The 21,025-nt window shown below is 63.2% G+C and carries 19 protein-coding genes; 5 read left to right on the forward strand and 14 right to left on the reverse strand.

Going from position 1 to position 21,025, the window contains the following annotated elements:
- Positions 1 to 29: 29 nt before the first annotated feature.
- Positions 30 to 854 (reverse strand): ABC transporter permease, encoded by an 825-nt coding sequence (locus AC1DYW_RS23540; RefSeq protein WP_477227777.1) that lies wholly within the window; start codon positions 852 to 854, stop codon positions 30 to 32.
- Complete coding sequence (locus AC1DYW_RS23545) at positions 851 to 1,768, reverse strand: ABC transporter permease (RefSeq protein ID WP_477227778.1); 918 nt, start codon at positions 1,766 to 1,768, stop codon at positions 851 to 853. Before AC1DYW_RS23545 ends, AC1DYW_RS23540 begins: the two co-directional genes overlap by 4 nt.
- Positions 1,769 to 2,039: 271 nt before the next feature.
- Between AC1DYW_RS23545 and AC1DYW_RS23550 the strand changes: the two genes are divergently transcribed.
- On the forward strand, positions 2,040 to 3,458 hold the full coding sequence (locus AC1DYW_RS23550; RefSeq protein ID WP_477227779.1) for an aminotransferase: 1,419 nt from the start codon (positions 2,040 to 2,042) through the stop codon (positions 3,456 to 3,458).
- A 53-nt stretch (positions 3,459 to 3,511) separates the two neighbouring features.
- Here the strand turns inward: AC1DYW_RS23550 and AC1DYW_RS23555 are convergent, their stop codons facing one another.
- Positions 3,512 to 4,714: an aromatic ring-hydroxylating oxygenase subunit alpha gene (locus tag AC1DYW_RS23555; protein ID WP_477227780.1), complete on the reverse strand. Its 1,203-nt coding sequence runs from the start codon at positions 4,712 to 4,714 to the stop codon at positions 3,512 to 3,514.
- Between the two features lie 498 nt (positions 4,715 to 5,212).
- Between AC1DYW_RS23555 and AC1DYW_RS23560 the strand changes: the two genes are divergently transcribed.
- Positions 5,213 to 5,623, forward strand: coding sequence for a hypothetical protein (locus AC1DYW_RS23560; RefSeq protein ID WP_457151574.1), 411 nt, complete (start codon positions 5,213 to 5,215; stop codon positions 5,621 to 5,623).
- Positions 5,624 to 5,748: 125 nt separating this feature from the next.
- On the opposite strand, the gene AC1DYW_RS23565 is transcribed toward AC1DYW_RS23560, so the two are convergent.
- Entirely contained in the window at positions 5,749 to 7,836 is a 2,088-nt protein-coding gene (locus tag AC1DYW_RS23565; RefSeq protein WP_477227781.1) for a PAS domain S-box protein, read from the reverse strand.
- 74 nt (positions 7,837 to 7,910) lie between these two features.
- Complete coding sequence (locus AC1DYW_RS23570; RefSeq protein WP_477227782.1) at positions 7,911 to 8,684, reverse strand: response regulator; 774 nt, start codon at positions 8,682 to 8,684, stop codon at positions 7,911 to 7,913.
- Positions 8,685 to 8,729: 45 nt separating this feature from the next.
- Here AC1DYW_RS23570 and AC1DYW_RS23575 point away from each other — a divergent pair, with 45 nt between their 5' ends.
- Complete coding sequence (locus AC1DYW_RS23575) at positions 8,730 to 9,416, forward strand: winged helix-turn-helix domain-containing protein (protein ID WP_457151571.1); 687 nt, start codon at positions 8,730 to 8,732, stop codon at positions 9,414 to 9,416.
- Positions 9,417 to 9,486: 70 nt separating this feature from the next.
- On the opposite strand, the gene AC1DYW_RS23580 is transcribed toward AC1DYW_RS23575, so the two are convergent.
- Both AC1DYW_RS23580 and AC1DYW_RS23585 read right to left on the reverse strand, forming a co-directional pair.
- The gene (locus AC1DYW_RS23580) at positions 9,487 to 9,654 is read right to left on the reverse strand and encodes a hypothetical protein (protein WP_457151570.1); all 168 of its coding nucleotides are present in this window, start codon (positions 9,652 to 9,654) and stop codon (positions 9,487 to 9,489) included.
- Between the two features lie 35 nt (positions 9,655 to 9,689).
- Positions 9,690 to 10,211 carry a hypothetical protein gene (locus AC1DYW_RS23585; RefSeq protein ID WP_457151569.1) on the reverse strand — a complete coding sequence of 174 codons (522 nt, stop codon included), beginning with the start codon at positions 10,209 to 10,211 and terminating at the stop codon, positions 9,690 to 9,692.
- A 165-nt stretch (positions 10,212 to 10,376) separates the two neighbouring features.
- On the opposite strand from AC1DYW_RS23585, the gene AC1DYW_RS23590 reads away from it, so the two are divergent.
- Entirely contained in the window at positions 10,377 to 10,838 is a 462-nt protein-coding gene (locus AC1DYW_RS23590) for a L,D-transpeptidase (protein WP_095089260.1), read from the forward strand.
- 288 nt (positions 10,839 to 11,126) lie between these two features.
- On the opposite strand, the gene AC1DYW_RS23595 is transcribed toward AC1DYW_RS23590, so the two are convergent.
- Complete coding sequence (locus AC1DYW_RS23595) at positions 11,127 to 14,210, reverse strand: efflux RND transporter permease subunit (protein ID WP_477227783.1); 3,084 nt, start codon at positions 14,208 to 14,210, stop codon at positions 11,127 to 11,129.
- Complete coding sequence (locus AC1DYW_RS23600; RefSeq protein WP_477227784.1) at positions 14,207 to 15,559, reverse strand: efflux RND transporter periplasmic adaptor subunit; 1,353 nt, start codon at positions 15,557 to 15,559, stop codon at positions 14,207 to 14,209. Before AC1DYW_RS23600 ends, AC1DYW_RS23595 begins: the two co-directional genes overlap by 4 nt.
- Before the next feature lie 145 nt (positions 15,560 to 15,704).
- Between AC1DYW_RS23600 and AC1DYW_RS23605 the strand changes: the two genes are divergently transcribed.
- On the forward strand, positions 15,705 to 16,271 hold the full coding sequence (locus AC1DYW_RS23605; RefSeq protein ID WP_095089256.1) for a TetR/AcrR family transcriptional regulator: 567 nt from the start codon (positions 15,705 to 15,707) through the stop codon (positions 16,269 to 16,271).
- Here AC1DYW_RS23605 and AC1DYW_RS23610 read toward each other — a convergent pair.
- From AC1DYW_RS23610 to AC1DYW_RS23630, 5 genes are read right to left on the reverse strand one after another with little or no spacing between them, the layout of a single operon-like run.
- A complete protein-coding gene (locus AC1DYW_RS23610; RefSeq protein ID WP_457151566.1) occupies positions 16,262 to 17,350 on the reverse strand; it encodes an ABC transporter ATP-binding protein in 1,089 nt (362 codons plus the stop codon). The two genes, AC1DYW_RS23605 and AC1DYW_RS23610, sit on opposite strands and share 10 nt — an antisense overlap.
- Entirely contained in the window at positions 17,337 to 18,275 is a 939-nt protein-coding gene (locus AC1DYW_RS23615; protein WP_457151565.1) for a PfkB family carbohydrate kinase, read from the reverse strand. Before AC1DYW_RS23615 ends, AC1DYW_RS23610 begins: the two co-directional genes overlap by 14 nt.
- Positions 18,275 to 19,297, reverse strand: a complete 1,023-nt coding sequence (locus AC1DYW_RS23620) for an SIS domain-containing protein (RefSeq protein WP_457151564.1) — start codon at positions 19,295 to 19,297, stop codon at positions 18,275 to 18,277. The genes AC1DYW_RS23615 and AC1DYW_RS23620 overlap by 1 nt, the downstream gene beginning before the upstream one ends.
- Positions 19,294 to 20,139, reverse strand: coding sequence for a carbohydrate ABC transporter permease (locus AC1DYW_RS23625; RefSeq protein ID WP_095089248.1), 846 nt, complete (start codon positions 20,137 to 20,139; stop codon positions 19,294 to 19,296). Before AC1DYW_RS23625 ends, AC1DYW_RS23620 begins: the two co-directional genes overlap by 4 nt.
- The gene (locus AC1DYW_RS23630) at positions 20,139 to 21,023 is read right to left on the reverse strand and encodes a carbohydrate ABC transporter permease (protein ID WP_095089246.1); all 885 of its coding nucleotides are present in this window, start codon (positions 21,021 to 21,023) and stop codon (positions 20,139 to 20,141) included. The genes AC1DYW_RS23625 and AC1DYW_RS23630 overlap by 1 nt, the downstream gene beginning before the upstream one ends.
- Positions 21,024 to 21,025 lie beyond the last annotated feature (2 nt).

Raw genomic sequence — 21,025 nt, forward strand, 5'->3', positions numbered from 1 at the left:
CGGACTGGGAGCGCTCGACTTGCGGCTGCTCAGGCATAGAGGCCTCCCTCATTCTGGGTGCGTCTGGCGGCGCGGCGACGCAGGATTTCGGCAATTGTCATCAGCAAGAAGGAGGCAACCAGCAACAGCGTGCCGAGCGCCAGCACGCCGGGCAATTTCGCCGCGAAACGCAACTGGCCCCAGATGTATATCGGCAGCGTCGCCTCTGTCCCGGTGAGGAAGAAGGCGATGATGAACTCGTCGAGCGAGATGGTGAAGCAGACCAGCAGGCTGGAGATGATGGCCGGCGCCACCATCGGCAGCGTCACCCGCCGGAACGTGCCGAAGGCGCTTTCGCCGAGATCGGCGGAGGCTTCCTCCAGGCTACGGTCGAAACCCTCGAAGCCGGAGGTCAGCACCGTCATCGAATAGGGGATGCAGACTAGGACATGGCCGAGCACGACGGTGAACAGCGACAGGCTCAAGCCGAGCTGCAGCATCACCAGCAGCATCGAGATGGCGACGATCACTTCGGGCAGCACCAGCGGCGCCATGATCAGGCCGTTGATGGTGCGGCGGCCGGGATAGCGGTAGCGGGTGATCGAACGCGCGGCGAGGATGCCAAGCACGGTGGAGAGGATCGCGGCCGACACGCCGACGATCAGGCTGTTCCAGGCGGCGTCGAGCAAAGCCGGGGTGCGGGGCAGGTCCTCGTACCAATGCAAGGTGAAGCCGGAGAGCGGGAACTTCGGTGTCGCCGCCGTGTTGACCGAGAAGATCGGCAGGAAGATGACCGGCAGATAGAGAAACACAACGTAGAGAAACGCGTAGGCAGGCAGCCAGCCGCCGGACAGGAAGCGCCGCACCGCCGTCATCGCGCCAGCCTCTGCAGAGCGCGGATGATGAGCACCGTGGCGCCCGCCATCAGCGTCACGATCAGCATGGTGGTGACGGACAGGGCCGCGCCCAGCGGCCAGTTGGAGGCCTTGCCGAACTGCGCCTGGATGGCATTGGCGATCATGACGCCGTCCTTGCCGCCGACCAGCTTCGGCGTGACATAGTCGCCGACGGTCGGGATCATGACGATCAAGGCCGCAGAAATCACGCCTGGCGCCGACAGCGGCAAGGTAACGCGCAAGAATGAGCGCAGTGGGCCGTCGCCGAGATCGGTGGCTGCTTCGACCAGCGTGCGGTCGACCTTTTCCAGCGAGACGAAGATCGGCAGGATGGCGAAGGCCGCCCAGGCATGGGTGAGCGTGATGATGACGGCGCTTGAGTTGTAGAGCAGGGCGGTCGACGGTTCGTCGATGATGTCGAGACCCATCAAGCCGGAATTCAGGACGCCGTTGTAGCCGAGGATGACCTTCCACGACATGACGCGCAGGAGATAGCTGGTCCAGAACGGGATGGTGATGAGGAACAGCCACAGGCTCTTGTGGCGACCGCCGTGGAACGAAATGAAGTAGGCGATCGGATAGGCCAGGATGACGGTGAACAGGCTGACCGTCAGCGAGATGTAGAGAGAGCGCCACAACAGATCCCGGTAGATCGGCTCGGTCAGCGCGATGCGGTAGTTTTCCAGCGTGAAAGTGCGGTCGATGGTCAGGTAGTTCTGCGTCCAGAAGGAGTGCGCAATGACCACCAGGATCGGCAGGACAAGAAGGATGAGCGCGTAGAGAAAGGTTGGGCTGATAAGAGCAAGGCCCTGTACGGGTTCGGATTGCAGAAGGGCATTTCGTCTGGCCCGCGTCATGCGCCACGGGGGCGACCCTTCCGCCGCCGCCGTCATTGCAGGGCTCCGGGTGTGATCTCGGTTGCTGGCCTGGACTGTCCCGCCATACGGCATCCCATTGTGCTGGCGCCGGCGCCTGTTCCCAATTTTGTTTTGGCTTGCCGGCTTTCTTTGATCATGCGCGCATCGGCGGATTGAAATCAAGCGCTATTTCTGTAATATTGATTGAACGGACATTCAAAATGAAGTGAAGAAAGCCGCCATTTCCGGCATTTGACGCTGAATTTCATGCCCGAGAAAAATTGGGCGAGATGATGTGGAGGCTATTGTGGCTGCTGTGAGAGATTTGAGGGCGAGCGAAACGGCTGATGTCGGCGACGACGATGCCGTCGAGCTGGCCATGCGCCATCTGATCCAGCCCTGGCCCTATGCCGGTTCGGTCGGTGCCGAAGCGCGCACGCTGATCGGCGAAGGCGACGGCATCTACATCACCGACAGCACCGGCAAGCGGCTGATCGACGGGCCCGCCGGCATGTGGTGCGTCAATGTCGGCCACCGCCGCGAGGAACTCGCCAGGGTGATGTACGACCAGGCGATGGCGCTGTCCTACAACACGCCGTGGTACACGATGAACGCGCCGTCGGCGGAACTTGCCCAGCGCATCGCCGGCCATGCGCCAGGCGATCTCAGCCATGTCTTCTACACCACCGGCGGCTCTTCGGCCGTCGAGACGGCGCTGCGCTTCATGCAATTCTACAACAATGTGCGCGGCCGGCCGGAAAAGAAGCTGATCCTGAGCCGGGGCGGCGCCTACCATGGCTCGACCTATCTGTCGGCCTCGCTCAATGGCCGACCGCGCGACCACGACTGGATGGACGGCGCCGACGAGCTGGTTATCAAGCTGTCTTCACCCGACCCGTTCCGCCGCCCGCACGGTATGAGCCTTGCCGCCTTCACCGATTTCCTGGTCGATCAGTTCCGCGACACGGTCGACCGAGTCGGCGCTGAGAAGATCGGCGCCTTCGTCGGCGAGCCGGTGCAGGCGTCCGGCGGCGTCATCGTGCCGCCCGACGGCTACCTCAAGCGCATCCGCGAGATCTGCCGCGACAACGACATCCTCTATGTCTCCGACGAGGTGGTGACAGCCTTCGGCCGGCTTGGCCATGTCTTTGCCTCGGGCGACATGTTCGGCATCGATCCCGACATGATCACCTTCGCCAAGGGCGTCACCTCGGGCTATTTCCCGCTCGGCGGTGTCATCATCTCGGAGCGGCTGCTGGAAGAATTGCGCCGGTCGAACCATCCCGACGCGATCTTCGGCCATGGCCTGACCTACACCAGCCATCCCGTCGGTTGCGCCGTCGCGCTGAAAAACCTCGACCTGCTGGAAGAGGGCGTGCTTGCCCATACGCAGGACGTCGCACCCTATTTCCAGGCGCAGTTGAAGAAACTGGAAGAGCTGCCGCTGGTCGGCGAGGTGCGTGGCCTCGGGCTGATGGGCTGTGTCGAATGCGTGGCCGACCGCGAAAGCAAGGACCCGCTGCAGCTCGACAAGAATGTCGGCAAGCGCATCGACGCGCACTGCCATGAGCTCGGCCTGCTGGTCCGTCCGCTGATCAATATGTGCGTGATGTCGCCGCCATTGGTCATCACGCGCGAGCAGATCGACGACATGGTCGGCATCTTGCGCGAGGGCATTTCGCGCACGATGGATGATCTGACGAAAGAAGGCGTGTGGCGGGGGTGAATTCTCCCTTCTCCCCGTAGCACGGGGAGAGGAACTCTGATCGCCGTCTGCCCTTAAGACCGCGACCTGAGCGCGTCGTTCAGATTCCACATGTCCTTCTCCTCGGGCGCGGTTTCCAGGCCGAGCACCGGCAGCATCTTGCGCAGGTGATCGTGATGGGTGCGCACGCCATATTCGAGGTCGGAGAGATAAAAGCCTTCGAAGGCCTCGGACAGCATGGATTCGTTCGACCACACCGAAAGCTGGACGTCCTCCGACATGGTGTCGCGATCGATGCGGAAAGAGAGGTAGCGGGCGGCGGCCTGCTCGCGGCTCTCGTCGCGGTAGCGGTAGATGGCGCCGCGCAGCAGGGTCTGCCCGGTCGACAGCGGAAACTCCTGATAGAACTGCACCGATTCCGGCATCACCGAAATGACCGCATTGGGGAAGATGCCGTAATAGACCCAGGCCTTCTTCAGATAGTCGGGCAGATGCGTCGGCTCGGGCGCGATCTTGACATAGTTCTTGACGCTCCAGCGGCGGCCGGCATGCGGATTGTAGGTGGCAAAGGAGCGTGACACGCCGTTGATGAACGGCTCGTCGAAATAGGTGGCGCCATAGAGATCCTGCAGCGCGGGATGCGCCATGGCGACGTGATAGCCCTCATTGTCGACATCGCGCACCGACTTCCAGTTGACCGGCGTCTTCTGGGTCCAGATGCCCCAGGAGGGCACCATCTCGGCGGCGTTGTAGTGCGCGAATTCCGGCTCGATCGGCTTCATCAACTCGGCGACCGAAGGCTGCGGCCCACCATTGCGGAAACGGATGAAGATGAAACCCATCCAGATTTCCAGATCGAGCGGCATCAAGCCGAATTCGGTCTTGTCGAGATCGGGAAAGGAGCGCGGGCGCGCGGCACCGCGCAGCGTGCCGTCGAGATTGTAGACCCAGCCATGGAACGGGCACACCAGCGCATTCTTGCAATTGCCCTGGCTGTCGGCGACGACGCGGCTGCCGCGGTGGCGGCACATGTTGTTGAAGCCGCGCACGACGCCGTCCTTGCCGCGCACGATCAAGGCGCGCTCGCCGACCACATCCATGGTCAGGTAGTCGCCGGCATTCGGGATGTCCGAGACATGACCGACGATCTGCCAGTGGTTGCGGAAGACGTGCTCCTTCTCGAGTTCGAGAAGGGCATCGGAATGGTAACTCCAACCCGGCAGTCCCCGCCGGTCCCAATCGTTGGGGATCGCCACGTCACGGAGGTGCGGGTTCATAAAACGTCTCTTCTTTTTATTGAATACTCATTCAATAAAAGCATATTTTTCATTGAAATGCAATGGCTTGTGAAAATCGGAAGGTTTCCCGGGCGGAATTCCTATGCCGTCTGGAGCCAGAATCCGCGCGGCTGTCGGCTCGGAAAATCCCGGAGAATCCGCGTGTTAGTCACGTTTTCAGGGACACTGTCCCGGCACGACTTTGCGAGGCGGACGGAGCGGCGGACAAAGCGCCTTGCGGGGGCGGGAACGGGATTGCCGGTCGTCGGCTTGGGGCCGCGCTGCGGCGGCGCTTGGCCAGAGCAATCAGGGCCGGAATCGGGCGAAGACTCATTCTTCGAGAGGATGTGCGAAACGCTGTGACCGGTTTTGCCCGATTCTGCCCGAAATACTGTTTCAGACCGGTTACATTGTCAGACTTGCACCACCCTAGCCCGGTTACACAGTGCGGCTAAGTTCGTTTCATCACCAAAAAGAAACTTAGCGAAGGGAACGGCGATGTATGCGAAAATCAACACGACCCGTGGCGAGCGCCTCCTCCAGGCTCCAGAGCGCGATGACCGCCGTCCGAAACTGGCGCTGCGCCAGCAGGCCAGCGACCATCCCATGGCTATGTTCATTCTGCTGGCTGCTTGCGCCTTCATCGGCATGGCGTTCGCGCCGACAGTCGGGCCGGCCTTCGCTTCGTTGAATCCGCCAGCCAACCTCGTCGACGGCGCGCAGACGACGACCAGGACCGCGCGCCTGCCGATGCCGACGATCGACTTCGCCTGCAAGGGGCAGGCCTGGGGCGCCGAGAGCATGGATTGCCTGCGCGCCATCGCCGAGCAGTCAGGAGCGCACAAGATCCGCGCGATCCGCATGATCGCCAATGCTGCGCCGTTGACCAGCACGCCGAACGTTTTCTGATTTTTGTCAAAGCCTGATCCCGAAACCGGTTCCCTCTTTGGGATCATGCTCTGACCTCCCCCGAGCGCTCCCTCCAGCGCGCTCTTCTTCGGCCCCCTGCCACGAGCCCGGCTGGGGGCCTCTTTTTATCCTTTCAATGCCGCCTGTTCGGCAATGGCGGACAGCACGCTGCGTACATCCAAAGTGCTGAACGGCTTTTCCAGGATCTGCGGCCGCTGCTGCGCCGGCAAGGCCTCGATTTCGGCTTTCGCGCCGATCAGGTCGCCGGTGACCAGCACGAAACGCTGCGCCAGGTCGGGCCTTTCGACAAGCAGCTCGCGATAGATCGATATGCCGCTGATGCCGGGCATTCGCAGGTCCGAAAAGACGATATCGGGCGGCATGTGGCCGCCCAAGGTGATGGTGCCTGATTCCCAGACGGGTGCAATCCGCGACTTGATGCCCATCAATTCGAGGATGTCGGAGAGCGAGCCGGCGACATCCGGCTCGTCGTCGATGATCAAGGCATGACGCAAGCCGCTCGAGCGCGGCTGGTTCTCGCCGGCGCTGGCGGCGCCGGCCGCAATGGCCGGCAGCTGGACTACGAAGCGTGCTCCCCTCGGTATCACTTCCTCGAACCAGACATTGCCATTGTGCCGCTCGATGATCGATTTCGAGATCGACAGGCCGATGCCGGTGCCGACGCCGACCGGCTTGGTGGTGAAATAGGATTCGAAGATGCGGCCGCGGATCGCTTCCGGCACGCCGGGGCCATTGTCCTCGACCGAGAAGCCGGGGTTGCCCCGATCACTGCGGAACGTCCGTACCTTGATCAGCCGGTCGCCGGCAATGCCGGCCAATGCATGCTGGCTGTTGATGAGGAAGTTGGCCGCCACCTGCGTCACGTGGTCGGCGTCGGCCATGGCCAGCAGCGGGCCGGCGGCGAAATCGGTGTCGATGATGATGCCGCTTGATCGCGCGCCGTAGGCGGTCACCTCGAGGGCAGCGCGGATCACCTGGTTGAGGTCGGTCTCGGCCTGGGCTGCAGGATGAAGGCGGACCATCGACAGGAAGCTCTTGACGATGCGGCCGCAACGCTCGGCGGCGGCACGCACCTTCTCGGCACGTACCTTGGTCTGCGGATCGGAGGCGAATTCGTGCAGCAGCGTCGATTGCGCCACCACCACGGCCAGCGGGTTGTTGAGTTCGTGAGAGACGCCGGCCAGCAACGAACCCATCGCCGCCATCTTCTCGTTCTGGTGCAGCTTCTCGCGCTGGCGACCGATCTCCTCCTCGGCGCGTAGCCTGTCGCGCAAATCGCGGATCGAACCGAAGATCAGTCGGCGATCGGCGACCCGCATCTCGGTCGCCGTCAGCTCGATCGGAAACACCTCGCCGGCCGCATTCTGCGTCACGGTCTCTAGCCGCTGGCCAACCATAGGCGCGCCGCGGCCGGACATATAGTCGGCGCCCGAAGAATAGCCCTTGCGGTAGTATTCGGGCACGACGGTGTCGAGCAGGTCCTTGCCGAGGATGTCGCTGCGCTGGAAGCCGAACATCTTTTCGGCGGCAGGGTTGAATTCGATGATCGACCCGGCCTCGTCGATGACGATGATGGCGTCGAGCGAGGCCTGCAGCATGGTGCGGCGAATGACTTCGCTGGCATGGGCGTCGGAGGGCGATCGCTCGATGGCGTCGCCGATGGCGAGCGCGATGATGTGCAGCGTCGCCTCCTCCTCGTCGGTCCAGTCGCGCTCGTCGACGCAGTCATTGACCGCCAGCGTGCCCCACAGATGGCCATGCGCGAAGACCGACACCGACAGGAACGACTTGATGTTCTGCTTTTCGAAGTCGGTTCTCAGGAAGCCTTCGAGATCGCGCGTGTGACCGGCGAAGATCTTGCCTTGCCGTTCATCCTCGGCCACCCGCTCCAGCAGCGGATCCGAGTTGACGACCGACTGCATGATGACGGTTGGCGATGCCAGTTCTCCGCCGAAGTCGGGGTCGATCCAATAGGCGGCGACCGACTGGGCGAAGCCCTGGCCGGGCAGCTCGCGCAAGCGAAACAGGATACCGCGCTGGCATTCTATGGCCCGGCAGAGCGTTTCCAGGATGCCCTCCATCTCGCGCTGCCAGTCGCCGGCCTCGCGCAGCCGGCGAACGACGCGCACGGCCGCCATCGCCGCGCCCTGCCTGAGCCCTTGCATATCCGTGTTTGCTGTTTCAGCGATCATCTTCTGCCGTCATTCCAGGGCCAGTCGATCGGCGGGCGACGGCTGCGAGCCTGACCCCTCTTTGGGCTCGATGCTCAGTTGCCGTCGCCGGTCGGCAGCGAAAAGATATAGCCTTCGCCGCGCACCGTGCGCAGAAATTTCGGATTGGCCGGATCCGTCTCGATCTTCTTGCGCAGCCGCATGATGCGAATGTCGACCGCGCGCGACGAGTCCGGGTCTTCGGTGAAGCCGATCGCCTCGGAGATCGCGGCGCGGGTCAGCAGCCGGTTGGCGCGGGTCAGGAAAACCTCCAGCACGTCGAACTCGCTCTTGGCCATGTCGATCACCGAGCCATTGGCGCCGGTGACCAGCCTGCCGTCGAGATCGGCCTGGAAAGGGCCAAAGGCAACGGAACGCCGATCCGTCGCGGCCTTCTTGCCCTGAAGCTCCTGCGGCTGAGGAACCCGGCGCAGCACGCTACGGACCCTTGCCAGCACTTCGCGCAATTCGTAGGGCTTGACGATGTAGTCGTCGGCGCCGAGTTCCAGCCCGACGATGCGGTCGAGCGCGGTGCCGGCGGCTGTCGCGTAGATGATACCGATCGGCAGCCGCGAACGCAGCCAGCGACCGAGCGAGAGGCCATCCTCGCCCGGCATGGCGATGTCGAGGATGGCGAGATGAAACGACTGCGTTTCAACAAGGCTGCGCGCGGCGGCCGCACTTTCGGCGGTGACCACGTCATAGCCGGCGGCGCCCAGATATTCGGCGACCGCGTCCCTCAGGTCGGGCTCATCCTCGACGATGACAATTCTTGCCCGCACGATGCTCTCGCTCCCACTTTCAGTGGAAAGTAGATTGGGTATAAACATGATGTCCAGCACTCATATCTAGTTGCCAGGGAACGGTTGAAAAATATGGCCGCACGATCCGTCATTGCGCTCGTTTCGGTCGCCGAAGTGGTCGCGACCGAACTCGCCGACCATCTCGAGCGGCGTGGCCACGATGTGCATCAGGCGCGGCAGCCATGGGAGGCTGAGTCGCTGCTGTCGGGAAAGGGCATCGACGTCGTCGTCATCGGCGACAGCGTCAGCCAGGCGGAGGGGCGGGATCTGCTCAAGCGCCATGGTGGCGAGGGCGGACCGGATTTCATCTTGATCTGCCGGCCGGCAGATCTCGTCGACAAGGTGCTGGCGCTCGAGCTTGGTGCGGCCGACGTCGTCGAGAGCCCACTCAATGTCAGGGAACTCGCCGCCCGTGTCGGAGGCTTGCTTTCGCGACGCGGCAGGGGCACGCAGGAACTGATCGTGCTGGAGAACGCGACCGTCGATCTGAGATCGGCCATGGTCATGCATCGGTCCGGCACGGAAGAGCAGCTTTCGCCCGGTCAGGTGGCGCTGCTCAGGCTGTTCCTGGCCAGTCCGCGCAAGGTGCTGACGCGTGACGATATCATTGCCGCGGCACCTGCCGAAAACGCCGACGCCTTCGATCGCTCGATCGATTCGCGCATCGTGCGGCTGCGCCGCAAGCTCGACACCGACACCATCACCACCATTCGCGGCGCCGGCTATCGGTTTGATCCGCCGCAGCAATTCGTCGACTGACGGCTGGGCACTGACGCCATCTCTTCGTTCGAGCATCGGAGTTTCCACCTGGATCCGATGCTCCTGACGATCAGCGCACCACCAGCAGCGAGGGACCCGATGGGATGTCATTGCCCATGCTGAGCTCGCTCGCATGGGCGCGGTCCCTGAGCAGCACGGTGGCAACGGCGGCAAAGCCCAGCAGGCCCTGCGCGTAAAGCAGTGCAGAAAGCACCGAAGCGGCAAATTTCGTGTTCATCGTATCAGTTCCCCATTTGTGTGTTGCAGGTCACTTCAGGATACTCCCGAAGTGCCCGCGCCGCTCACGGAGCCCCCCGCTGCGGCGCGGGCCTTCGGTCCTCTCGGCAGCAAGTTGCCGGAGGGGCCGCGCATTCCCGTCAGCTTAAGACCGACCCGCCAGAGGGCCTTGAGCCGAACGACGCGCAGGCTGGAAACAATCCAGACCGTGGCAAAAAACAGTGCGGCATGCAGGGTCGAAATCTCGCCTGACGTCATCGCGCCGAGATTTGTCAACGAGTTGCCGGCAACCGTGCCGACGCCGCCGATGACCACTGCCGCGATGCTGATCCTGAGAACCCAGGACAGTGCGTTCGATTTCGTTTCCATTTTCGTACCGGCTGTTTTCGTTACGTCAACTTTGCTTGCGGCCCGTATCCGGATCATGCCGCTTGGAGTCGCGCTTTGTTGCCGCTTGGTTTCGAGATCGAAGATCATTGTTTCATATACAGAAATTCGCACCTTCGTTGAGGGGCAAATACCCATGTTCGTGATCTGGACCCCGTCAGCAAGCAGCATCTGACCGCCTCTCCCGGGGCGGTCAGCGGGCTCTGCTTGTTAACCAGAGGAAACAGATTCGAAACAAAAACGAGCATTTCACGAAATCTCCCCGAAACATGCCATTGGGATAAGCAGCCATCGAATTGGAGCCGGCCAAGTCCGGCAGAGAGAGGGGATACCATCATGCACACCGCCATTTCCGCCAAGCTGATCAACGTCGCCGCCGCCGCCCTGACCGGTGCGGCACTGCTGTTCGGCGCAGGCTCGGGCGCAGCGCACGCCGCCAACAAGATCGTGGCGCGCGTCTCGCTTTCACAGCAGGTCATGGAAGTCTCTGTCGACGGTCGGCCGGCCTTCGCCTGGAAGGTTTCTACCGGCGACGGAGCCCATGTGACGCCGACCGGTTCGTTCAAGCCGACGCGCATGCATGAGATGTGGTATTCGAAGAAGTACGACAACGCGCCGATGCCGCACTCGGTCTTCTTCAGCGGCGGCTATGCGGTGCATGCCACCAACGCGATCAAGCGCCTCGGCCAGCCGGCTTCGCATGGCTGCGTGCGGCTGCATCCCGACAACGCCGCCGATTTCTATCAGCTCGTCGAAATGTTCGGGCCGACCAACACCAGCATCGTCATCGTCAAGTAGCAGGCTGTGAAACGGGCAGGCCAACTGCCGCGTCCTCGTTCAAGGCTCCCGCAGGAAGGTTTGCGCGGTATCGAGTACAGCTCAAACCGGCGGTATCGAGCCCAGCCAAAAAAAGAGGCCGGAATTTTCCGGCCTCTTTTTTGTTGTCATCCTGTTTTGCTTTAGAGCAGTTCACCGTTTCTCTGAAACGGCCAACTGCTCTAACTCTTTGTTTTGACGCAATTCCCTAAGGGAAAGCGCTACGCGCTTTTCCCGGGAAAACCGTTTCACACTTTTCCTGGAATTGCTCTAGTTCGGCAGTGCCGGCATCAGCTTGGGATCCGGCTTCTCGGCCAGATGCGGCAGGTCCTTGCTGGCGATGAAGGTGTAGAACATGGGCACGACGAAGAGCGTGAACATGGTGCCGACCAGGATGCCGGTAAAGATGACCAGGCCCATCGAATAGCGCGCCGCGGCGCCCGCACCGCTGGACGTGATCAGCGGCACCACGCCAAGCGCCATCGCCGCCGTCGTCATCAGGATCGGGCGCAGGCGGACCTTGGCCGAGGCGATGATGGCGTCGCGCCGCCGCATGCCATGGATTTCACGCTGCTGGTTGGCGAACTCGACCAGAAGGATGCCGTGCTTGGTGATCAGGCCGATCAGCGTGATCAGACCGACCTGCGTATAGATGTTGAGCGTGCCGAGACCCAGATTGAGCGGCACGATGGCGCCGAAGATCGATAGCGGCACCGCCATCATGATTATCAGCGGATCGCGGAAGCTTTCGAACTGCGCCGCCAGCACCAGATAGATGACGATGACGGCCGCCGCAAAGGCGATCAGGATGGTGTTGCCCTGTTCCTTCTCTTGCCTGGACTGGCCGGAGTAATCAATGAAGAAGCTATCGGGCAGGTTCTCCCTGGCGATGTCCTCCAGTGCCTTCAGCCCGTCGCCGGTGGTGACACCGGGCAGCGGAAGCGCGGAAATCGTTGCTGAATTCAGCTGGTTGAACTGCTCGATGGCCGCCGGCGCGGCATTGTTGGAGATCTTCACCACGGCCGACAGCGGCACCATCTCGCCCGTGACGCTGCGCACGAAGTATTGGCCGAGCTTTTCGGGGTTGTCGCGGAACTCCTGCGGCACCTGCGGGATGATGTCGTAGCTGTTGGAGTCGCGATCGAATTGCGCCACTTCGGCACCGCCGACCAGCAGCGTCAACGTCCGGCCGATATCGGCGATCGGCAGGTTGAGGGCCGCGGCGCGGTCGCGATCGATAGTCACCGTCACCTGCGGCGCGTCATAGGCCATCGAATTCTGCACGACGATGAAGCGACCGGAGGCCTGCGCCTTGTTCTTGATCTTCTCCGCCACATCGTACACTTCCGAGGAATCGCCGGTCGATCGCACCACCAAGGCGATGGGCAGGCCGCCGCCGGAGCCCGGCAGCGTCGGTGGCGCAAAGACGAAGGCCTGGACACCCGCCACCTTGGCGAGACGGGCCGTAATGTCGGCCTGCAATTCCTTGGAATTGCGTTTGCGTTCAGCCCAGTCCTTGAAGGCAAAGCCGACGAAGGCGCTGTTTGTCTCACCGCCGAAGGCGACGGCGGAGAACTGCGCCCGCGTCTCGGGAATATCCCTCACAAGGCCGAGCATCTGGTTGACGTATGTCTCGGTGTAGTCGGACGTAGCATAGCGTGGCGCTGTCACAATCGAGAGCAGAAAGCCCTGGTCCTCTTCCGGCGCCAGTTCGCTCGAGGTCTTGGTGAACATGAAACCGGTGACGCCGACAAGCGCCAGCACGATGATCAGCGTCAGCGGGCGATAGTTCAGCGAACCGGTGACGGCCCTCTCGTAGACGTGCTCGACCCGCGCGAAGGTGCCGTCGACAATACGCTGGAAACGGCCCGGTGTGCCGGACTTCAAGAGGCGCGCCGACATCATCGGGGTGATGGTGACGGCGATGACACCTGACAGCACAACCGAGCCGGCGAGCGTGACCGCGAATTCGCGGAACAGCGCGCCCGTCAGGCCGCCGGTGAAGGCCAGCGGCGCGAACACGGCGGCCAACGTCATCGTCATGGCGACAATGGCCGACGCGATTTCGCGCATGCCGCTGAATGCCGCCTGCATCGGCGACATGTGATCTTCTTCCATGTGGCGGTGGATGTTTTCGACCACCACGATGGCGTCATCGACGACGAGGCCGATAGCCAGCACCATGGCCAGCAGGGAGAGAAGGTTGATCGAATAGCCCACCGCAAACAAAAGGAAGCAGACGCCGATCAGCGACAGCGGGATGGTGACGATTGGCATCATCACCGAACGGAAAGAGCCAAGGAACAAAAGGATGACGACGATGACGATGGCAACCGCCTCGGCGATGGTCTTGAACACCTCTTCGATCGAGGCGCTGATCTGCCCGGTCGCATCGTAGACGACCTCGATCGTCATGCCCTTCGGTAGTGTTTCCTGAATCTGCGGTACCAGCTTGGTAAGCGCCGCCGCCGTGGTCAGTGGGTTGGCCGCGGGTGTCGGGAAGATGGCGAGGAAGGTGCCGGGCTTGCCGTTGAAGCTGACCCTGGTGTCGGTGTTCTCGGCGCCGAGTTCGACGCGAGCCACGTCGCGCAGCCGCACCACATTGCCGTCCGTCGAGCGCAACGGCAGCGCGGCGAATGCTTCGGGCGTCTGCAGCGTCGAGCGCACTGTGATCGACGAGACCACATACTCGTTCTGCGTATTGCCCGGCGCCGACAGGAAGTTGGAATTATCGATCGCCTCCAGAACTTCGGCGGCAGTCACGCCGCGCGCGGCAAGCTTGACCGGGTCGATCCAGACGCGCATCGAGTATTCCTGGGCGCCGAAGATCTGCACGTCGGCGACGCCTTCGACCGTCGACATGCGTGGCCGAATGACGCGCTCGATATACTCCGTCAGCTGCTCCTTCGTCATGTTCGGATTCTGCATCGAGATGTACATCATCGCGAACTGCTGGCCGGTGCCCTTGACGATGACGGGGTCCTTGGAGGCGTCCGGCAAGGTGCCGCGCACGCCCTGGACCTTGGACAGCACTTCGGTCAGTGCCACGTCGGGGTTGGAGCCAAGCTTCATCTGCACCGTCACGGTGCTGGAAGACGGACGGCTCGACGAGGTGACGTAGTCGATGTTCTCGGTCGAGGCCACGGCGCGGGCGATCGGAGCGGAAATGAAGCCCTGGATCAGGTCGGCACTGGCGCCGGGATAGGCCGTCGTGATGGTGATCGCCGTCTCGTCGACCTTCGGATATTGCCGGATCGACAGGTTGAAGATGCCCTGGAAACCCAGCAGCAGGATCATGCAGGCAAGGACCGTCGAAAGGACAGGCCGGCGAATGAAGATATCGGAAAAGCTCATTGCGGGTCGGCCTGCTTGTTCGCCGATTTGGTCGGGTCGATGGTGTTGTCGACGGCGACGGACATGCCATTGAAGAGCCGGTTCTGACCGGCGGTGACGACTTCGTCTCCAGCCTTCAGCCCCTCGACGATCTCGACCATGCCCTCGTTGCGACGACCGGGCTTGACGAAGACCTGCGACAGCACCAGAGCGGGCTTGTCGGCTTCCGCCGCCGGCTTGGCCGGATCGGCAGCCTTGTCCGCTGGCTTTGCCGCATCGGCGGCAGGCTTGGTTGCATCTGCCGCCGGCTTCATGGCTTCAGCCGGCTTGGTATCTGCCGGCTTTTTGTCTGTGGGCTGGGCGTCCGCCGGTTTGTCGGTTGCCGACGCGGCGGGCTTTTCTTCCGGCTTGGCTGCCTGCGCTGGGGGCGCTTCGGCGGGCTTCGCCGGCTGTACGACGAATATATAGTCGCCATAGAGACTGGTGGTCAGCGCCGTCTGCGGCAGCGCCAGCACATTCTGCTCTTCGGGCAGTTCGACACGGACCTGCATGAACTGGCCCGGGGTCAGCTTGCCTTCAGGATTGGCGACTTCCGCCCTGATATTCACCAACCGGCTGGATGGGTCGATTTTCGGGTCGATGCCGCGAATGGTACCGGCATAGGGCATCTCGCCGCCGCCGATGCCCAGTCGCACCGTCTGGCCGATCTTGAGCAGCGGGAGCTGTTGTTCGGGAACCGAGAAATCGACCCGCATCGTGTCCAGATCCTGCAACGTCACCACTACGGTGCCAGGCGCCAGGTACTGGCCGAGGTCGATTCTCGGAATGCCCACCGTGCCGCTGAAAGGCGCCGTCAGCTGCTTTTGGTCGAGCACCGCCTGCAGTTTGTTCACTTGCGCGGCGGTTGCCGATGCGGTTGCCCGCGCCGTGTCGAGCGTAGCGTCCGCATTGACGCCGCGCCGCTGCAGTTCAATGGCGCGCGTCAGCGCCATCTGGACGACCGCGACTTGCGCCTTCGTTGCTTCCAGATCGGCGCGCTCGACCGCACCGTCGAGTTGCAGCAGGACCGCGCCTTCCGCAACCTTCTGGTTGGCGTGAAACAGGATCTCCTTGACGATGCCGGTGGTTTCAACCGTCAGATCGACACCGCGCACAGCCCTGACCGTACCGATAGCCTCGACGCCCGGCGTCCAGGTCGACGGCTTGGCGATGGTCGTCGACACTGTCGCCGCCGGCGGCTTCATCGTAGCGAAATACTGCTTGATGCCGTTGTCGCGCAGGAAGTTGAAGCCGACAATGCCACCGACCACGACGAAGAGGACGAGCAGAACCAGGGCGATGATGACGATACGAAGGATGCGCTTGAACAAGGAAGTCCCCTCAGCCGAAATCCGGCGCGAAGCGCGGACATCGGGACACATATCGACTGCGGGTCCCGATTTCAAATAACGGCGGTCTTACTGTACCGTCTGGACGGTCTTGTCAATTGGGCCTAAGCTTGCGATGGGAGGGGCCATGAAAGCTCCAAGATCGAATTCGCGCGAGAAGATTCTTGCTGCGGCGGCGGACGTCGCAAGAGAATCCGGGCCCGGCAGCCTGTCGCTGGAAGCGGTCGCCAGCCGCGCCGGCGTATCGAAAGGCGGGTTGCTCTACAATTTCCCGACCAAGGCCAAGTTGATGCAGGGATTGGTCGAGGGCTATTTGCGTGACTTCGGGCAAGCGCTCGAAACCGCAAACAGTGCCGACAAAGGCAAAAACCCACTCGCCGTCTACATCACGCTGTCGGCAAGCGATTGCGAGGAGAAGCGGCCATCGGCATCCTGGATCTTTTCGGCGATCGCCGAGGATCCCGACTTCATGACGCCGATAAAGACGTTCAAGCAGCAGCTTTTCGAGCGGCTGAAGGGCGAGACGCCGGATCTGAAGTCGTTGCTGGTCTGCTACCTGGCCATAGAAGGGCTGCGCAGCATGAGCCTCTTCGATGCGGATGTCCTTTCGAAAGACGAACGGCAGTTGCTGGTGTCGTCCCTGCTTGAGATTGCGGGGTCGCCGCATACCCGCGAGGACATCGATCAGGGCTGATCCAGGAAGGCCTTGCCGGTTGCCGGGTCAAACAAGCGAAGCGCTGTCTCATCGAAGGCGAAGCTGCATGTTTGGCCCTTGGCAAGCCGGGTCCGTGGCGGCAGGCAAGCCGTCAGCCGCTGTGCACCGATGCGGGCCGTGGTGACCAGTTCGGGTCCGGTCAGTTCGACGACCTCGATCTCCACGGGCAATGACAAGTCTGTCGCAGCAATGGTCGCCACGCGAAGCGCTTCGGGCCTGATGCCGACGACGACCGGTGCGCCGTCGCGGACCGAGTGTCGATTGCGTGCAGGCACGGGTATCCGCACGTCGGTATCGGCTATGGCCAGCTTTCCGTCGATGACGACCGCCTGCAGCATGTTCATCGACGGTGCGCCGACAAAGCCCGCGACATAGAGTGTCGCCGGCTGGTCGTAGATATCTTCGGGCGTGCCGAGCTGTTCGATCCGGCCGTCGCGCATCACCGCGATGCGGGTCGCCAGCGTCATTGCCTCGATCTGGTCATGGGTGACATAGACGATCGTGGTCTGCAGCATCTGGTGCAGGCGCTTCAGTTCGGTGCGCATTTCCAGGCGCAGCTTGGCGTCGAGATTGGACAGCGGCTCGTCGAACAGGAAGACCTGCGGCTTGCGCACCAGCGCCCGGCCAATGGCGACGCGCTGGCGCTGACCGCCAGAAAGCTGGCTCGGCTTGCGGTCGAGCAGGGTCTCTATCTGCAGCAGCTTCGCCGCTTCGTGTACCGCCCTGTTGCGCTCGTCGGCGGCGACCCCGCGCATCTCCAGTCCGAAGCCGATGTTGCGGTGAACAGTCAGGTTCGGATAGAGCGCATAGGACTGGAAGACCATGGCGATATCGCGGTTCTTGGGATGAACGCCAAGGATCGAGCGGCCGCCGATCAGCACATCGCCGCTGGTCGCCTCGGCCAGCCCAGCGATGATGTTGAGCAGCGTCGATTTTCCGCAGCCCGAGGAGCCGAGCAGCACCAGGAATTCGCCGCTCTGCAGCGCGATGTCGATGCCTTTCAGCGTCTCGACACTGCCGTAGCTCTTGCGGATGTCGCGGATTTCAAGCGCGCTCATGTGTGGATTCCCTGAACTGCATCGGCCCACCATAGTTGCGGGGCAAGGTGGAAATCGCGCGCGACGCCACATGCGTCGCGGCGGAGAGACAGGCCGACAGCGGCTGCTCCTGCGCCAGTGCAGCGAGGAAGGCGGCGTTGAAGACATCGCCGGCGCCGATCGTGTCGACCACCCGGACATCGGGCGCGACGGCTTCGACAAGTGCGCCGTCCGGGCCGATGGCGATGGCGCCCAGCGGGCCGCGCTTGACGACGAAGGTCGCGCCTTCCTTCATGCTCGACCGGATCGCGCGGGCGGCCTCCACAGGGCTCTGCGTTCCGGCCAGGGTCACGGTCTCGACCTCGTTGAACAGCGCCAGCTCGCAGCGCGACAGCCATGCGCGGGTGGCCGTGCAATTTGCCTCGGTCCAGCCATCGATCGGCCAGCCGGTGTCGAGCGCGACGGCAATGCCGTTGCTGTCCGCCCAGTCGAAAAACGCGTCGTAATGGCGTGTGAGATCGTCGGTCAGGAAAGAGCCGCACAACAGCGCGTAGCCGCCCGAGAGCGCCCTGCCGTCGAGCACGGAAAACACATCGCCGAGGCCGAAGCGCGGCAGATGTCCGCGTGTGGTGAAGAAGGTCCGCTCGCCGTCCGGGTGGGTCATGCCGACGGACAGCGTCGTGCCTTCAGGACGGACCGGCCATTTCTCGGCGCGGCGGCCAAAGGCCTCGCGAAGCCAACGGCCGAACTGGTCGTCGCCGACATTGGCGGCAACGGCGAAATCGACGCCCAACGCCTGCCAGGCCAGCGCGCTGTTGCCTGCCTGGCCGCCGACGCGCAATTCGTCGTGATCGACGACGGTCTCCGTTCCGGCGGCAGGCCACGGCGCTACCGGGCCGACAATCAGGTCGACATTGACGTTGCCGATCACCGCAAGCGGACGCATCACTCGCTCCTGGTGATCTTGGTCGAGCGAACCGGCGTGCCGGCATTGTCGACGCGGGCATCGGCGAAAGCGATCATCAGGCGTTGCGCTGGAGGCAGCATGGCGAAGATCGCGGCCATACCGGAAGCCGGTTTGAAGGAAAGCGTCACGGCTCCTGCGACAGGCGTTTGCCCGGACGAATCGAAGACGACGAGCGGTGCGCCGGCCTCGACCACGGATATGGCCATGGCGGTCACCAGATCCGATGTCGGGTCGTTGCCGCGAAACAGGATGACGCCGACGTGCGGGCCGAGCATTTCCATCGGCCCGTGACGCAACTGGCCGCCCTCGAGCGAAAAGCACGGCAGGCGCGACAGTTCGCTAAGGCCGAGTGCCAGCGCTTCGCCAAGACCTTGCAACCGCCGGCCCGAGGTGACGACGGCTGTCACTCCAGCCAGTGCTGCGAGCGCTTGTGTGATGTCGTTGTCTTGCGGCTGATCCAGAGCGCCAAGCGCGGCACTCGGATCCTCGCCGAGTGCGGCGATGATCGCCAGATGCAAAGCGAAGGTCACGGTCAGGCTGCGGGTTGCGGCAAACGCCAGTTCGGTGCCGCCGGCGCCGACCAGGCAAGGCACCGTGCGAGCCAGGAACGAAGCGCCTTCAAGCGTCAAGCCGAAAACATCGGCGGTGCCGCCAGCCTCTGAGAACCATCTGACGACCTCGGCGCTCTCACCGGACTGCGAGGTGACGAGCACCGTCCTGCCGGCCAGTCGCAGCGGTTGGCCGAGTTGCTCGGAAAGCGGCAGTGCCAGCGCATCGATGCCAAGCGCGCGGTAGAGCGGCTCGACGGCGCGGCCGACGGCATGCGAGCCGCCCATGCCGAGCAGCAACAGGCGCCCGCTGCGCCGGATCGAGGCGGCGACCTTTGCCGCCATGGCCGCGTTGTGTTCGAACGACGCGATCGCATCGGCATGCTGGCGCGCCATCTCGCGGTCGATCGCCATGAGCCCGGCGGGGCGGCTCTTGCCAGTGGTCATCGTCATCCTTTCACACCGCCGCTGGTCAGGCCGGAGATCAGCGCCCGCTGCATGACCAGGCCGATCAGCACCGGCGGCAAGGCTGCCAGCACGCCGGCCGTGGCGATCAATCCGTAGTCGGAAACCCGGCCGCCGGCCAAATCGGCGATGGCGACGGTCAGGGTCTTCGCGCGCTGGTCCGAGGTGAACAGCAGCGCATAGAAGAATTCGTCCCAGGCGAGCAGCACGGCAAACAGCGCCGATGTCGCCATCACCGGTGCCGCCAGCGGCAGCGTGATGATGCGCAGCGTCTGGAACAGTCCAGCGCCGTCGATCATTGCCGCCGCCTCGATTTCCCGCGGGATCGAGTCGAAACCCGACTTCATCAGCCAGGTGGTGAACGGCGCCAGTATGGTCAGGTAGACCAGCGCCAGGCCGAAGACATTGTTGAGCAGGCCGAGATACGACAGGCCCATATAAAGCGGCACGGCAAGCGCCACAGGCGGCAACATGTAGGTGGCGATGACCATCGACAGCGACCAGCCGATCGACGGCGTGCGCGAGACGGCCCAGCCGGCCGGGATCGCCAGCGCGAGCGCCGCGATGGTCGCCATGCCGGCAATCTCGAGGCTGTTGCGCAGCGAGGAGGTGAAGGCAGCGCCGGCGCTGTTTTCGGCGGTCGACAGCAATTGCCCGTAGCGCGAGAAGTCAGCACTTTGCGGCCACCAGCGCAGCGGCTTGGCGGCAAGGTCGGCGGCTGGCGAGATGCTCATGATGAACAGCCAGGCGAGGGGCGCCAGGATGACGGCTGCGAGCAGCAAAGCGCAGGCGTGGATGAAGATGGTGAAGGCCGGGCTCTGGCGTTCCATCAGGCGGCACTCCCGGCGGTCTTGCGCACCAGCGCGGCATAGGCGACGGCCAGCACGGTGACGAGCAAGGTGACGATCAGCGCCAGCGACGCGCCGGATCCGGCGCGCTGGAAGGAGAAGGCCTCCTGGTAGACGAGGATCGACAGCGTGCGCGTGCTGTTGGCCGGGCCGCCGCGGGTCATCACCCAGATGATGTCGAAGACCTTGAAAGCCTCGATGGTGCGCAGCACCAGCGCCACCATCAGCGGACCGGCGAGATAGGGCAGGATGACGAAGCGGAAGCGGTTGAAGGCCCCGGCGCCGTCGACGAGCGAGGCCGCGGTAATGTCGCGTGGCACTGCCTGCAGCGCGGCCAGCGCGATCAGCGCCACCAGCGGAAAGTTCTTCCAGCAGTCGGCGACGATCAGCGCCGCCAGCGCGGTGCCCGGCTCGCCGAGCCAGGAACGGTAGGCATCGATGAGGTGCATTTGTGTGAGGGCAGCGTTGAGCGCGCCATATTCGGGATTGTAGATCAGCCGCCACAGCGTGGCGTTGACCACGGTCGGCAGCGCCCAGGGCAGGATCATCAAGGCGCGCAGGATGGCGCGGCCATGAAACTGCTGATTGAGCAGCAGTGCTGCGAGAACGCCGATCACCATTTCGGCGGCGACCGAAATCACCGCGAAGAGTGTCGTGGTGACCAGCGTGCGCGAAAAATTCGAGCTGGACAGCATGTTCGCATAATTGTCGAAGCCGACGAAATTGCCGCCCGTGCCGACAAGCTTGGCGTCGGTGAAGGAAAGCCCGACGGTATCGGCCAGCGGCCAGCCGATGACGGCGACCATGACCACGAGCAGCGGCAGCATCAGCAACCATGCACGGGTTGTCATCCAGGTGCCCGACATCG

The sequence above is a fragment of the Mesorhizobium sp. P2_D5 genome, from assembly GCF_056404355.1.

Bases quoted from the DNA above. Each gene is read 5' to 3' on its own strand.
- AC1DYW_RS23540 (WP_477227777.1), bottom strand. From the start codon at position 854: ATGACGGCGGTGCGGCGCTTCCTGTCCGGCGGCTGGCTGCCTGCCTAC.
- AC1DYW_RS23545 (WP_477227778.1), bottom strand. From the start codon at position 1,768: ATGACGGCGGCGGCGGAAGGGTCGCCCCCGTGGCGCATGACGCGGGCC.
- AC1DYW_RS23555 (WP_477227780.1), bottom strand. From the start codon at position 4,714: ATGAACCCGCACCTCCGTGACGTGGCGATCCCCAACGATTGGGACCGG.
- AC1DYW_RS23560 (WP_457151574.1), top strand. From the start codon at position 5,213: ATGTATGCGAAAATCAACACGACCCGTGGCGAGCGCCTCCTCCAGGCT.
- AC1DYW_RS23565 (WP_477227781.1), bottom strand. From the start codon at position 7,836: ATGATCGCTGAAACAGCAAACACGGATATGCAAGGGCTCAGGCAGGGC.
- AC1DYW_RS23570 (WP_477227782.1), bottom strand. From the start codon at position 8,684: ATGTTTATACCCAATCTACTTTCCACTGAAAGTGGGAGCGAGAGCATC.
- AC1DYW_RS23575 (WP_457151571.1), top strand. From the start codon at position 8,730: ATGGCCGCACGATCCGTCATTGCGCTCGTTTCGGTCGCCGAAGTGGTC.
- AC1DYW_RS23580 (WP_457151570.1), bottom strand. From the start codon at position 9,654: ATGAACACGAAATTTGCCGCTTCGGTGCTTTCTGCACTGCTTTACGCG.
- AC1DYW_RS23585 (WP_457151569.1), bottom strand. From the start codon at position 10,211: ATGCTGCTTGCTGACGGGGTCCAGATCACGAACATGGGTATTTGCCCC.
- AC1DYW_RS23590 (WP_095089260.1), top strand. From the start codon at position 10,377: ATGCACACCGCCATTTCCGCCAAGCTGATCAACGTCGCCGCCGCCGCC.
- AC1DYW_RS23595 (WP_477227783.1), bottom strand. From the start codon at position 14,210: ATGAGCTTTTCCGATATCTTCATTCGCCGGCCTGTCCTTTCGACGGTC.
- AC1DYW_RS23605 (WP_095089256.1), top strand. From the start codon at position 15,705: ATGAAAGCTCCAAGATCGAATTCGCGCGAGAAGATTCTTGCTGCGGCG.
- AC1DYW_RS23610 (WP_457151566.1), bottom strand. From the start codon at position 17,350: ATGAGCGCGCTTGAAATCCGCGACATCCGCAAGAGCTACGGCAGTGTC.
- AC1DYW_RS23615 (WP_457151565.1), bottom strand. From the start codon at position 18,275: ATGCGTCCGCTTGCGGTGATCGGCAACGTCAATGTCGACCTGATTGTC.
- AC1DYW_RS23620 (WP_457151564.1), bottom strand. From the start codon at position 19,297: ATGACGATGACCACTGGCAAGAGCCGCCCCGCCGGGCTCATGGCGATC.
- AC1DYW_RS23625 (WP_095089248.1), bottom strand. From the start codon at position 20,139: ATGGAACGCCAGAGCCCGGCCTTCACCATCTTCATCCACGCCTGCGCT.
- AC1DYW_RS23630 (WP_095089246.1), bottom strand. From the start codon at position 21,023: ATGTCGGGCACCTGGATGACAACCCGTGCATGGTTGCTGATGCTGCCG.